This window comes from Paenibacillus sp. MSJ-34 (assembly GCF_018918005.1).
Taxonomy (GTDB): domain Bacteria; phylum Bacillota; class Bacilli; order Paenibacillales; family Paenibacillaceae; genus MSJ-34.
The window spans coordinates 20706-34178 of sequence record NZ_JAHLPR010000015.1; the positions used below are offsets into that span (position 1 = coordinate 20706).

Annotated in this window: 9 protein-coding genes; 3 read left to right on the plus strand and 6 right to left on the minus strand. The window is 52.8% G+C overall.

Annotation, left to right across the window (positions count from 1 at the left end; all coding sequences use genetic code 11):
• Window positions 1–65: 65 nt before the first annotated feature.
• Entirely contained in the window at window positions 66–1676 is a 1611-nt protein-coding gene (locus KQI79_RS09520; RefSeq protein ID WP_216537999.1) for a nitrite/sulfite reductase, read from the plus strand.
• 196 nt (window positions 1677–1872) lie between these two features.
• Here KQI79_RS09520 and KQI79_RS28205 read toward each other — a convergent pair whose 3' ends face one another.
• The 3 genes from KQI79_RS28205 to uvrB form a co-directional block, all read right to left on the minus strand.
• Window positions 1873–1959: a putative holin-like toxin gene (locus KQI79_RS28205; protein ID WP_367398161.1), complete on the minus strand. Its 87-nt coding sequence runs from the start codon at window positions 1957–1959 to the stop codon at window positions 1873–1875.
• A 105-nt stretch (window positions 1960–2064) separates the two neighbouring features.
• Window positions 2065–4926: an excinuclease ABC subunit UvrA gene (gene uvrA / locus KQI79_RS09525; protein ID WP_216538000.1), complete on the minus strand. Its 2862-nt coding sequence runs from the start codon at window positions 4924–4926 to the stop codon at window positions 2065–2067.
• A gap of 134 nt (window positions 4927–5060) precedes the next feature.
• Window positions 5061–7058 (minus strand): excinuclease ABC subunit UvrB, encoded by a 1998-nt coding sequence (gene uvrB / locus KQI79_RS09530; RefSeq protein WP_216538001.1) that lies wholly within the window; start codon window positions 7056–7058, stop codon window positions 5061–5063.
• 223 nt (window positions 7059–7281) lie between these two features.
• On the opposite strand from uvrB, the gene KQI79_RS09535 reads away from it, so the two are divergent.
• Together KQI79_RS09535 and KQI79_RS09540 are read left to right on the plus strand one after the other, a co-directional pair.
• A complete protein-coding gene (locus KQI79_RS09535; RefSeq protein WP_216538002.1) occupies window positions 7282–8088 on the plus strand; it encodes a flagellar motor protein in 807 nt (268 codons plus the stop codon).
• On the plus strand, window positions 8072–8854 hold the full coding sequence (locus tag KQI79_RS09540) for an OmpA/MotB family protein (protein ID WP_216538003.1): 783 nt from the start codon (window positions 8072–8074) through the stop codon (window positions 8852–8854). The genes KQI79_RS09535 and KQI79_RS09540 overlap by 17 nt, the downstream gene beginning before the upstream one ends.
• Before the next feature lie 53 nt (window positions 8855–8907).
• On the opposite strand, the gene KQI79_RS09545 is transcribed toward KQI79_RS09540, so the two are convergent.
• From KQI79_RS09545 to KQI79_RS09555, 3 genes are all read right to left on the minus strand, one after another.
• Entirely contained in the window at window positions 8908–10470 is a 1563-nt protein-coding gene (locus tag KQI79_RS09545; RefSeq protein WP_216538004.1) for a copper amine oxidase N-terminal domain-containing protein, read from the minus strand.
• A 106-nt stretch (window positions 10471–10576) separates the two neighbouring features.
• The gene (locus KQI79_RS09550; protein WP_216538005.1) at window positions 10577–11887 is read right to left on the minus strand and encodes a PDZ domain-containing protein; all 1311 of its coding nucleotides are present in this window, start codon (window positions 11885–11887) and stop codon (window positions 10577–10579) included.
• Window positions 11888–11961: 74 nt separating this feature from the next.
• Window positions 11962–13410 carry a S41 family peptidase gene (locus tag KQI79_RS09555; RefSeq protein ID WP_230192888.1) on the minus strand — a complete coding sequence of 483 codons (1449 nt, stop codon included), beginning with the start codon at window positions 13408–13410 and terminating at the stop codon, window positions 11962–11964.
• Window positions 13411–13473: the final 63 nt, after the last annotated feature.

A 13473-nucleotide genomic window follows, 5' to 3' on the forward strand; every position in this document is an offset into this window, starting at 1 on the left:
ACGATTTAGTTATCAATATTCATACTATTTCAATCGGAATTAAAAACTATAGGAGGATGGAACCGATGGCATACGAACCGGTATGGACGGCAGACCCGTCAAAGTTAAATAAATTCGAGTTCGTCAAATTGGAAAAAGACGGCCTGGACGTCATCCGCACCATTATTGAAAAGTACGCGGTAGAAGGCTACGACTCGATTCCGCCGGACGATATGAGCCGATTTAAATGGGCCGGCGTGTACGAGCAGAAGCCGAAGGACGGCCATTTCATGATGCGCGTGCGGATCAACGGGGGCATTATGACGACCGCTCAGGCTCGCGGTTTAGCCGAGATCGCCAAGCGATACGGCCGCGGGTTAATGGACGTGACGACACGCCAAGCGATCCAATTCCACTGGCTTCGCGTCGAACATTTGCCGGATATTTTCAAGCGTCTGGAAGACGTCGGCTTGTACTCGTACGAAGCATGCGGCGATTGCCCGCGTACCATCGTCGGCAATCCGTTAGCCGGCATCGACCGGAACGAGCTGCTCGACACGACGGATATCGTGGAGCAAGTGAACGATTATTTCCTTATGAATCGCGATTTTTCCAATTTGCCGCGTAAATATAAGATGTCCATTTCTGCGAATATTTACAACAACGCTCACGCGGAAATTAACGATCTGGCGTTTACCCCGGCAACAAAAATCATTGACGGTGTAGAAACGATCGGATTTCACGTATGGGTCGGGGGCGGACTTTCGGTCAAACCGCATCTCGCGAAACAGCTTGATATTTTTGTTCGACCGGAAGAAGTACTGAAAGTTGCGATCGGCGTCACAACCATTTTCCGCGATTACGGCTACCGGGAAAAACGCCACCATGCGCGGCTCAAATTTTTAGTGGCCGATTGGGGACCGGAGAAATTTAAAGAAAAGCTGATTGAATTGATCGGCGAAATGCCTTCGAGCGGCGAAAGCAAAATCATCGGTTGGCAAGCGGCCTACTTCGACGGGGTCCATCCGCAAAAAGAAGACGGGCTGAACTATATCGGCCTGAATGTGCCGATAGGGCGTTCGAACGCAGACGAGTTCTTGCAGTTAGCGGACATTGCGGACAAATATGGAGACGGCAAAATCCGTACAACGATGTCGCAAAACATTATTTTGAGCGGCATTCCGGACGATCAAATCGACAATGTATTGAACGAACAAGTGCTGAAACGGTTGTCGCCGTTTCCGAAGCATTTTATGAGCCGTACCGTCTCTTGCACCGGCAATGAATTTTGCAACTTGGCCGTCGTGGAAACAAAGGAAAGAGCGCGGCTAGTGGCCGAATACTTAGACGAGCATGTTGAATTGGACGAAAAAATTCGCATCCATATGATCGGATGCCCGAACGCTTGCGGCCAGAAGCATATTGCCGACATCGGCTTGCAAGGCGCGCTTGTTCGTACGCCGGAAGGAACGTTCGACGCCTTCGATATCGCAGTCGGCGGAACGCTCGGCGAGAACGCCAAATTCAACCAAACATTGAAAGGCCGCGTCAAAGGCGAGATCGTCGCCCAACTGCTGGAGCAATTCGTCCTCTATTATAAAGATCATCGGGAGCCGGGCGAGTCGTTCCATCAATTCGTCAATCGCGTCGGCACCGAGCCTTTCCAACAGAAATTATCCGACTTTTTGGCATCCTAAAATATTGCGTACTGCCTTCGAGTAAGCGGGCGGGCGACCGCCTTATTGCAAGTATATTTTTTCCATGTTATGATGATCATATAGAAAAGAGACGGTGAGCCGACCGTCTCCTCGTACAATCATCTTGCGCGGGCTTCCCTCCAAGATTATAACGAAGAAGAAGTAACCCACGAACTAGGCTCTCAACCTGAGTGGGTTACTTTCGTTTTTCGATATAAGTAAGCAACGCCAGAACGAACATTCCGAACGTAATCACATCGATGAACGAAAGCTCCATAGGCATCCCCCCTTTCCGGAGGGCACCTATCCCACGTCAAGTTATTGTACGCTTTCATTATACCATAATTTAAGCCCATTACCATATTATTGGTAATGGGCTTTGCAGTTTCTAGACGAACGCGTCTTCCAATTGTTCCGTGCGCTGGCGGTCGCGCTCCAGAATCGGCTTCAAATACTGGCCCGTGTAGGAGCGTTCGTTCTTCACGACCGTTTCCGGGCTTCCGGTCGCAATGATCGTTCCCCCGCCGCTTCCGCCTTCCGGTCCGAGGTCAATCAAATGATCGGCCGTTTTGATCACATCCAGGTTATGCTCGATGACTAGCACCGTTTCCCCGGAATCGACCAAACGATGCAGCACCTTCAACAATCGATCGATATCGTCGACATGCAAGCCGGTCGTCGGTTCGTCCAAAATGTACATCGTCTTGCCCGTGCTGCGGCGATACAGCTCGGATGCGAGCTTGACCCGCTGCGCTTCGCCGCCGGACAGCGTCGTCGCCGGCTGCCCCAATTTCACGTAGCCTAAACCGACGTCAAGCAGCGTCTGTACTTTGCGGTGTATGCGCGGAATATTTTTGAAAAATTCGCAAGCGTCCTCCACTGTCATTTCCAATATATCGGCAATGCTTTTGCCTTTATATTTCACTTCCAGCGTCTCGCGATTATACCGCTTGCCTTTGCAAACTTCGCATGGGACGTAAACATCAGGCAAAAAGTGCATTTCAATTTTAATAATCCCGTCCCCGCGGCAAGCTTCGCAGCGTCCGCCTTTGACGTTAAAGCTGAACCGGCCTTTCTTGTAGCCGCGAATTTTCGCTTCGTTCGTTGCCGCGAATACGTCGCGGATATCGTCGAACACACCGGTATACGTCGCCGGGTTCGAACGCGGGGTGCGCCCGATGGGCGACTGGTCGATATCAATCACTTTCTCGAGTTGATCGATTCCGATGATTTCTTTATATTGTCCGGGGCGCGTCTTCGCCTTGTTTAAATCGCGCGCCAACGTTTTGTACAAAATCTCGTTCACCAGCGTCGATTTCCCGGAACCGGACACGCCTGTCACCGCCGTAAACACGCCGAGCGGGATTTTCACATTGACGTTGCGCAAGTTGTTCTCCTTCGCGCCTTTGATTTCCAGCCAGCGTCCGTCGTGCGAACGGCGCTTCAACGGCACCGGAATAAACTTGCGCCCGCTTAAATATTGCCCTGTCAGCGAGTTCGGATCGGCCATGATTTGCTGCGGCGTACCTTGCGAGACGATCTCTCCCCCGTGCATTCCCGCACCGGGTCCCATATCGATAATATAATCGGCCGCGAGCATCGTATCTTCGTCATGCTCGACGACGATTAACGTATTGCCTAAATCCCGCATATGTTCCAAAGCTTTAATCAAACGGTCGTTATCGCGCTGGTGAAGACCGATGCTCGGCTCGTCCAAAATATACAGAACTCCCATCAAGCTCGAACCGATCTGCGTCGCGAGGCGGATCCGCTGCGCTTCGCCGCCCGATAACGTCCCTGCCGCACGGCTTAGCGTTAAATATTCCAACCCGACGTTGACGAGAAAACCTAAACGCCCGTTAATCTCGCGCAAAATTAAATGCGCGATCGTCCGCTCTTTCTCGTTCAAATCCAAGCTGGAGAAGAAGCGCTGCGCTTCGCCGATGGACAAGGATGTCGCATAGGCCATGTTCTTGCCGTTAATCGTAACGGCCAAGCTTTCCTTGCGCAAACGGTCGCCTTTGCAAGTGGAGCAAGGCTTTGCGCTCATATAGGCTTCGATATATTCGCGAATGCCTTCGGAAGCCGTTTCGCGGTACCGGCGTTCCAAGTTGCGCACGATGCCTTCAAACGGCACGAAAGCTTCTTTGCGGTGTCCGAAGTCGTTCTCGTATTTGAAACGAATCTTCTCCCCGCCTGTGCCGAATAGCAGTTTCTTCATCTGTTCCGGCTCCAGCGTTCGAACGGGCACGTCAACAGCGATGCCGTAATGCTCGCATACCGATTTCAAAAATTGCGGGTAATAATTCGAAGTGCTTCCCGCCCACGCCTCGAACGCCCCATCCTCGATCGTCATATCCGTATTCGGAACGAGCAAGTCCGGGTCGACAATCATTTTGACGCCTAACCCGTCGCAATCCGGACATGCTCCGAAAGGGCTGTTGAACGAAAACATCCGCGGCGCCAATTCGTCAATGCTGAATCCGCATATCGGACAAGCCAGATTGGAACTGAACATCAACTCCTCCTGATCGATAATGTCCACGAGCAATTGACCGCCGGACAGCTTCAGCGCCGTTTCGATCGAATCGGCTAAACGAGTTTGAACATCCTCTTTCAGTACGATCCGGTCCACGATCACTTCGATGTTATGCTTTTTATTTTTATCCAGTTCGATTTTCTCGGAAAGCTCCCGGATTTCACCGTCTACACGCACACGTACGAAGCCTTGCTTTTGAATATCGGCGAACAATTTCGCGTGCTCGCCTTTGCGCCCCGATACGAGCGGAGCGAGAATTTGCAGCTTCGTCCGCTCCGGGTACTGCATGATCCGGTCTACCATTTGCTCCACCGTTTGCGATGAGATCTCAATATGATGCTCAGGGCAATGCGGGCGTCCGATTCTTGCGAACAGCAGCCGCAAGTAATCGTAAATTTCCGTTACCGTGCCGACGGTGGAACGCGGATTTCGGCTCGTCGTTTTCTGGTCGATGGAGATGGCCGGGGACAATCCGTCGATCGAATCGACATCCGGCTTCTCCATTTGGCCGAGAAATTGACGCGCGTAAGCGGACAGCGATTCGACGTAACGCCGCTGCCCTTCGGCATATATCGTATCGAACGCAAGCGAGGATTTGCCCGAACCGCTTAATCCCGTTAAGACGACGAAACGGTCGCGCGGAATCGTCACGTCTATGTTTTTCAAATTATGCGCCCTTGCACCTTTAATGACGATACTATCACTTGCCATAGTTTCCCTTCCCCTCAAACCTCTTAAGTTTATATCATCTACGAATTCGATCTTGATCCGTCTATCATCAGTGTTGGCCGATATTGAAAGATTCAAACCGTTCAGAAGCCCGGATCCTTCGCGAAATGCCGCGATTAATCCTGAGCGCGAAGCTCAAGCAGCGCGTCGCGCAGCTCGGCGGCCCGTTCGAATTGCAAATTTTTCGCCGCTTCTTTCATTTCCGCCTCCAGGCGTTCGATCATCAAAGCCCGGTCTTTCTTCGACATTTTCTGTTTGGCGGCGTCCGTCAAATAATCCGCTTTCTGCTCGGCGACCTTCGTCGCCTCAATAACATCGCGCACTTTTTTGCGAATCGTTTGCGGCGTAATGCCATGCTCCTCGTTATACGCGATTTGAATCGAGCGGCGGCGCTCCGTCTCCTTCATCGCCTTATCCATCGATTCCGTCACTTTATCCGCGTACATAATGACATGCCCTTCGGAATTGCGCGCCGCACGGCCGATCGTTTGGATCAACGAGCGTTCCGCGCGCAAAAATCCTTCCTTGTCGGCATCCAAGATCGCCACAAGCGACACTTCCGGCAAGTCCAAGCCTTCGCGCAGCAAGTTGATGCCGATGAGGACATGGAACGTCCCCAAGCGCAAATCGCGCAGAATGGCCATCCGCTCCAACGTCTTGACGTCCGAGTGCAAATACCGGACTTTAATGCCGATTTCCTTCAAATAGTCGGTCAAATCTTCCGCCATTTTCTTCGTAAGCGTCGTGACGAGAACGCGCTCGTCCTTCGCGATCCGGTCGCGAATTTCTCCGATCAAATCGTCGATTTGCCCTTTCGTCGGACGGATCTCCACAACAGGATCGAGCAAGCCCGTCGGGCGGATAATCTGTTCGATCATCGTCGGGCAATGTTCCAGCTCATACGGTCCCGGCGTAGCGGAAACGTATATGATTTGCCCTACCTTTTCCTCGAACTCTTCAAACCGCAGCGGCCTGTTGTCGAGCGCCGACGGCAGACGGAAACCATGCTCTACGAGCACTTCCTTCCGCGCGCGGTCGCCATTGTACATGGCCCGGATTTGCGGCAGCGTGACGTGCGACTCGTCGATGACGACCAGCATATCGTCCGGAAAATAATCAAGCAGCGTGTACGGCGTTGCGCCGCGCTCGCGGAACGTCAGCGGCCCCGAATAGTTCTCGATGCCGGAACAGAATCCCATCTCGGACATCATTTCGATGTCATAACGGGTTCGCTGCTCCAAGCGCTGCGCCTCCAACAGCTTCCCGTTCGCGCGCAGCTCTTCGAGCCGCTCCTCCAGCTCTTTCTCAATATTTTTCAAGGCGACCTTCATCGTTTCTTCCTGCGTAACGAAGTGGGACGCCGGGAATATGGCGATATGCTCCCGTTCGCCGACCAATTCTCCCGTCAATACGTCGATCTCGGTAATGCGCTCGATCTCGTCTCCGAACAGCTCGACGCGAACGGCATGCTCGTCTCTCGACGCCGGGAATATTTCAATGACGTCGCCGCGTACGCGAAACGTACCGCGTATGAAATTGATATCGTTGCGCTGGTACTGAATGTCCACCAGCTTCGATAAAATTTCGTTGCGCGGCTTCTCCATGCCGACGCGAAGCGACAATACCAGGCTTCCGTATTCCTTCGGCGATCCTAAGCCGTAAATGCAAGATACGCTTGCTACGATAATAACATCGCGCCGCTCGAACAACGAACTGGTTGCCGAGTGGCGCAATTTATCGATCTCGTCGTTAATGCTCGAATCCTTCTCGATGTACGTATCCGAGGAAGGGATGTAAGCCTCCGGCTGGTAATAGTCGTAGTAGCTCACGAAATACGAGACCGCGTTATTCGGGAAAAACTCTTTGAATTCGCTGCACAACTGCGCCGCCAACGTTTTATTGTGAGCGATCACCAACGTCGGGCGGTTCAGTTTGGCGATGGTTTGCGCAATCGTAAACGTCTTGCCCGTCCCCGTCGCCCCGAGCAGCGTTTGATGCCTCAGGCCTTGCTTCACGCCTTCCACCAGCTGTCCGATCGCTTTCGGTTGATCCCCTTGCGGAGTATATTCCGATTCGATTTCAAATGACTTCGAACTTACGATAATATCGCTCATTGCGCATACTCCCCAATACCGTGTAGAATATGGTTCTAAACTTTATTTTGCAACTTCCCGATATAACAAAAAGGAAGTTCGTTCCTGACATAAGAATATTTGTTCCCATATATTATACCTTTTTCCGTAAAATGATGCAAATTAAAATATAGCGCCTCATTTCTCATCGTTGAAGACATCGCATCGGAACGGCAATCATAGAAAACGGGAGTGTATTGAAAACATGGATCTCACGACTATTATCGGCATTTTGGCCGGCATCGCGGCATTAATCGGGGGTTTTTTATGGGAAGGGGGAGAGCTTGGCGGACTGTTCGTCGGTACCGCCGCCTTAATCGTGTTCGGCGGCACCTTCGCGGCCGTTATCGTCAGCTTCCCCTGGAGCAGGCTAAGAACCGTGCCGGCGGCGTTGAAGTTCGCCTTTATGCGGCCCCGGGACAACATGGAGCAGTTGATCGAGGATGTGGCGGCGCTCGCTTCCGAATCCCGGCGGCACGGCGTGCTCGCAATCGAGAAGAAGGCCGCCGCGCATCCCAATCCTTTTCTTAGGGAAGGCTTGCTGATGGTTGTCGACGGCACCGATCCGGAACTGGTAAAGCAAATTATGGAGCTGGAAATGGATGCGGCCGAACAAAAGTACGAGAATTATGCCAAAATTTTCGAATCGGCCGGCGGCTACGCGCCGACGATGGGCATTATCGGCACGGTGATGGGACTGATCCACGTCCTCGGCAGCCTAACCGACCCGGGCGCCTTGGGGCCTTCCATTGCCGTCGCGTTTACGGCGACACTGTACGGCGTCGCCAGCGCCAACGTCCTGTACCTGCCGATCGCCTCCAAAATTCGGGCGCGCAGCGCGGAACAATTGCTGCAGATGGAATTGCTGTTTCACGGCGTTCTGTCCGTTCAAGCGGGCGACAATCCGCTGCTCGTCCGCAAGAAGCTGGAATCCTTCCTGGCCGCGGAACATCCCGAGCTCGCGCTGCCGCTGTTAAAGAAAAAGGTGATGACCCATGAGACGCAGGAGTAGAAGAAGGAAAAACGATCCCGGCGGCACGCAGGACCGTTGGCTCATTACATATGCCGATTTGATTACACTGCTTCTCATCTTTTTCGTCGTCATGTTCGCAATGAGCAAGATCGACGCGGATAAATACGACTCGCTCTCGCAGACGCTGCAGCTTACGTTCCGCAACGGCGATTCGTTATTGGACAAAGGAACGTCGATCGCCGGAGAGCCGGACCGCGGCGATCGATCGGAGGTTTCGCAAGCAAACCGGCAAGAAACCGGCTATGTGCCGACAGAGCTTGACCTGGCTTTTCGCAAACAGGAAGAAGATTTGCGGCGATTGAAGCATGTCATTGAAGATTATGTGAAGGAGCACCAATTGGAGCAAATGGTACTCGTCTCCGATACGCCGAAAGGAATCGCCATTCGGCTCAGCGACCAATTCCTGTTCGATCTTGGCAAGGCGGATGTAAAGGCCGACTCTGCGCCGACTTTGGCCAAGCTGGCCAGCCTATTCGCTCAATTGGATACGACGATCAGCATCGAAGGCCATACCGACGATTTGCCGATCCAACCGGGCGGAACCTATACGGACAATTGGGGCTTGTCCGCTGCGCGCGCGCTTTCCGTCCTGCGGCATTTCGTCGACGAGGAGCGGCTTGACGCCAAGCAGTTTCAAATTGCCGGCTATGCCGATACGCACCCGATCGCCCCCAACGATAACGAATCGAACCGGCAGAAAAACCGTCGCGTCGAGATTATCGTTTTAAGAAAACTGATGCAATAAAGAATCAAATCCCCTGCGGCCCGCCAAGGCTTACAGGGGATTTTCCGTTTCGGTTAATCGCGCGTCACGATAAATTCTTTATACTCTTCGTCCCATTTCAACTCCGCTCCGAGCGTCTCTGCCAGGAAGCGAAGCGGAGCGTGAGCGGTGCCGTCGGCATCGACGGTAACCGGCTGGCTCATCGTTTGCGCCGTACCGTTCACATAAACCGTATCCGACCCGATCGTAAACCGGAGCGAAAGCTCTGTGATCGGATCGTCTACGACAACCTGCTTGTATTGAGGAACCCATGTTACATCGGCTTCCAATTGATCCGCGAAAGCCCAGATCGGAACCATCGCCGCGCCGTCAAGCATCGACCACGTCAAATCGTACCAATCGTAATAAAGCTCGTCGTTTTGCGCAATATAGAATTGCTTTTGCGTTACTTTCAAATCGTCCTTTAAGATGCGGTAAACGGTCGAGTCTTTCTCGAAATTGGCGGTCAGCTTGCTGCCGGACGCATACATGCCGAACTGCAGTACGCCGCCTTTCGCGTCAATCGTATCCGCTTGAACGGGTTGATTGATATTCCACGTTTCCGATTCCGCGCGGACGATCACTTTTCCGAACGGAACATCGGCCGCATCAGGCATTGCAATCGTAAAGGCGACATTTTGCTTGCGGATCCGCATTTGATTATCGACGAACAGATCGATATCGAGCGAGGTGTCTTTGCTAAGCACTTGCTTCAGTTCTTTCTCCTGCTCCAGCCACTTTGCCGTCTCCTTGTCGAAATCCGCCAACGCATGATCGAGCGATTCGCGAATCAATTCATATAACATGAGTACGGCGGCCTCTTTATTTTTGATCAAACCGGCGCCGAGCGACGATTCCGAATCTTCGGCTTCCCCGTACAGATCCATCGCCTGGGTCATGATCGGGTAGTATACGTCATACAGCACGCCGATTATTTCTTTTAAACCCGCTTCATCCTTGGCGATGCTTTCGAGCATTTTTTTCACAAGGCCGATCATTTCGTCGCCTTTGATTTCAACATGCAGCTTATGTAAATTCAGGCTTTCCCCGTGTACCTTCTCGGTTACGTTCGTCACGGAAACGACATTCGGATTCGGCAAATGCTTCACCAAGTAGGAAGCGACCGTCGGGGCGGCTTGCCGCATTTGCTCCTGCAATTGCCGATATTGCAGCGCGTAGTCTTCTCCCCATTCGTCTGTCGGCGCGTTCGAGAACGCGATCGGTTTCCGCGCCCCTTCCAGCCATAACAGCATGTCGGATTCGTTCACCGTCATAAGAAACGGAACGGATTGATCCTGATAGTCTATCGAACCTTTTACGGATAAACGGTTGGGATCTTGCACTTTCATATGATCGACAGATAATTTCAACGAATTGATCAAGCGGACCATTTCCGCCTCTTCCCCCGTCAAGACCGTTCCTTCTTTCACTACAAGCTCTATCGAGTAGGATAAGCTCGATTCGGAAGAGGTCGATTTCAAATTGTTTTCGAGCACACGATCGACTGCGAAGCCTCCGACGGATTGGCATCCCGCCAAAATGATCAGCATGCCTGCCAAACCGGCTGCAATCCATTGCCTCCACTTTACTGTTTTCATCGTTTTCACTCACCTTTTCAGAGATAATTCCATTGTGGTAAAAAATCCAACTTCTCGAAAATGAGAAAAGTCGCATCTGCCATAGTACTTTAGAACTGTTTTTCCTTTATTGCAACGTTTCCGTCTCGTCTTGCCGCTTACGGCCGCTTCCCGCGGCAAGCCCTCCGATCTTTACTTTGATCATGCCAAGAAGCGATACTTGCCTCGTTTCCGCATAATAAGCCGCATCCTGATCCGGCGCCAGCACGACGCCAAGCTGGTGATGATCCCCGGCATAAATCGCCCGCTGCAAAAACTTGCTTTCCCCGGCCAGATCGAGCACCTCCAGCTTGCAAAACGCCGAATTCATCCGCAACGCCTGATGCAATTCTTCTTTCGTCCGGACGCGGACTCCATTCACTTTATGAATCGTCTCTCCCGCCCGAATCCCCATGTCTTTTGCCGGTCCGCTTGGCAGGACGGCCAAGATGCGCAGGCCGCGGCTATCGTGGACGAATAGCGGGCTGCGCGCCGCTTCCTCCTTGCCGCTGTACCAGGTCAATCCCTCATGCAGCGCCAATGCGGCGACGGCCGCAACGATCGCCAGCGGACTCCACAGCTCGGCGCCAACAGCCAGAGCCAAGACGACAGCCCCGTATGCCAGCAGACGCGAGGAACTGACGCGCGCTTTCTCTTGCGGCAGTCGCGATTGGGTCATTTCCGAGAAGCCGATGACGACCGGAAATGCGATCATCGCCCAGCCCCCCAGCCAAGCGTCGCCGCCGAAGAACGGGGTCCACGGCAATACCGTACCCGCCGTTTGCGCCGGAATCGTCATAAAGAGCGGAACCGGCCATAATCCTTGCATTTGATAGCCGCCGATCAATTTGCCGCGTTTCCCCGCGAAGAACAGCGGACCGGCAAAACGCGCACCTTGATACCGGACCAGCAGCGCTTCCGCCAGATGAAGCAAAGCGACAAGCGCAAGCAAGGCCGGAATATCCAGTTCCCGAACCGTTTGTACGACAACCCCCAGCCACGCGGGAACGCCGCTCTCCAGCGCCGGAAAAAAGCCGAGAATAAACCGAATGATTCCTAATATTCCGATCGAATACGCCAAGCATAAATAGCGAACCCGGAATAACAGCAGCACCAGCGCGACGGCCCATATGCAAATCATCCCCGCCGGGGACAACGAGATGCCGAGAAACACAAATGCGATCGAGACGGCGATCCCGGCCGCAATGCCTCCGAGCAGCGTTCGCCATATCTGGCTGCTCCAAGCGTGCATCCGGACGTGAAACAGCTTCCGTTCCATCGTCACCTGTCTGCGGTACTGCAAAAAAACGAACAAAATCGCAATATAGAAAAACGGCTGCATCAACATCCGTACAATAGCTTCGGCTATATTTTGAAGCGTTTCAAGCGCAAATTCCATTGTCCCCACTCTCCTATTCCGCGCAAAAAAAAAGAAGGTTGAACTTCGCCAACCTTCTACGTATTCGACGCGGACTAGCGGATTTCCTTCCGCAGCACTTCGACCGCTTTATTTAATTGCACATCGCTCTTAGGATCTTCCAGCAGCTTGCGAACCGCATCTTCCAATTTCTCCGCGGTTTCGGAATTGATTACGCCGGTCGCATGGAGACCGTTTTGCCGCTGGAACTTCTCTACGGCCGACTTCGTTTGCTGGCTGAAATATCCGTCCTTGCGTCCCGGCTTCATCCCGAGCGCATCGAGCATAACTTGCGCGTTTTTCACATCGTCGTTATTCATGTCGTAAGCCAAATCCCGCTCTTTGGAAAGACGAACGGCATAGTAGTAATCCGGCGGCTTAATTTCGATGTCCGGCTTGACGCCTTGATGATGGATCCAATTGCCGTCCGGCGTCAACCATTTGGCGATCGTCATTTTCAGCAAGCTTCCGTCCCGCAGTTCCTCCGTATAGCTGACTTGAACCGTTCCTTTGCCGAACGACGTTTCGCCGACGAGCGTTCCGACATGATTTTCCTGCAAGGCGACCGCCAATATTTCCGCCGCGCTCGCGCTTCCTTTATTAATCAACACGGTCACCGGATACGGTTTGGAGCTTCCTTTGGATAACTGTTGCTCCCGCTTCCCTTCGCGGTTTTCCATTTGCAAAATCACTTTGCCTTTCGGCACGAAATGTTCCGCGATTTCGATCAGCACCGGCACGACTCCCCCGGGGTTGTTGCGCACATCGATCACCAGGCCCTTCATGCCTTGCGATTCGAGATTTTTCAATTCCTCGCCGAAGCGCTTCGCCGTCTTCATCGAGAATTGGCTAATTTCGATCAACCCGATCTTATCCGGCAGCATTTGCGCATATACCGTCTCGAGATCGATCTCCTCGCGCACGACGACATATTCGATCGGCTCGGCCACGCCGGCCCGTTTCACTAATATTTTCGCTTTCGTCCCTTTCGGGCCGCGAATTTTCGCGACTGCATCGTTCAGCTTCAGCCCTTCCAGCTTCTCTCCGTTCACGGAGATCAACACGTCCTTGGCCATAATGCCCGCCCGCTCCGCCGGAGAGCCTTTGATCGGCGAGACGACGGTGACTTTGCCGTCCTCAAGCGTCACTTCCGCGCCGATTCCGGTAAAGGCCCCTTCAATGCTGCTCGACGAGAACTCGTCGGCTACTTCTTTATCCATATATACGGAGTAAGGGTCTTGCAGCGAGCTCATCATGCCGTTAATGGCGCCGTCGATCACTTTGGTCCGGTCCACATCGCTATAAAAGCGGCTTTCGATCAGTTTCAGCGTCGTATTGATTTTCTCAAATTCTTGTTTGGTCAAGCCCTCCGCCGCCATGGACGACGCCATTCGCTCGCCTTGATTGGCAAAGATGGGCGTGTTCACCAACGTTACCGTCAACAAGGAGGTCGCAAACATCGTCAGCAGCACAAATACGAATACCGTACGGCCTTTAAATATCACACGGTTCACCGCCTTTTTCTAACAGGGTTATCCGCTCGTTCCCTGCGCAATTCCTCTTTATCA

Excerpts from the sequence above, each read along its gene's own strand:
- KQI79_RS09520 (WP_216537999.1), top strand. The coding sequence starts at position 66 with ATGGCATACGAACCGGTATGGACGGCAGACCCGTCAAAGTTAAATAAA.
- KQI79_RS28205 (WP_367398161.1), bottom strand. The coding sequence starts at position 1,959 with ATGCCTATGGAGCTTTCGTTCATCGATGTGATTACGTTCGGAATGTTC.
- uvrA (WP_216538000.1), bottom strand. The coding sequence starts at position 4,926 with ATGGCAAGTGATAGTATCGTCATTAAAGGTGCAAGGGCGCATAATTTG.
- uvrB (WP_216538001.1), bottom strand. The coding sequence starts at position 7,058 with ATGAGCGATATTATCGTAAGTTCGAAGTCATTTGAAATCGAATCGGAA.
- KQI79_RS09535 (WP_216538002.1), top strand. The coding sequence starts at position 7,282 with ATGGATCTCACGACTATTATCGGCATTTTGGCCGGCATCGCGGCATTA.
- KQI79_RS09540 (WP_216538003.1), top strand. The coding sequence starts at position 8,072 with ATGAGACGCAGGAGTAGAAGAAGGAAAAACGATCCCGGCGGCACGCAG.
- KQI79_RS09545 (WP_216538004.1), bottom strand. The coding sequence starts at position 10,470 with ATGAAAACAGTAAAGTGGAGGCAATGGATTGCAGCCGGTTTGGCAGGC.
- KQI79_RS09550 (WP_216538005.1), bottom strand. The coding sequence starts at position 11,887 with ATGGAATTTGCGCTTGAAACGCTTCAAAATATAGCCGAAGCTATTGTA.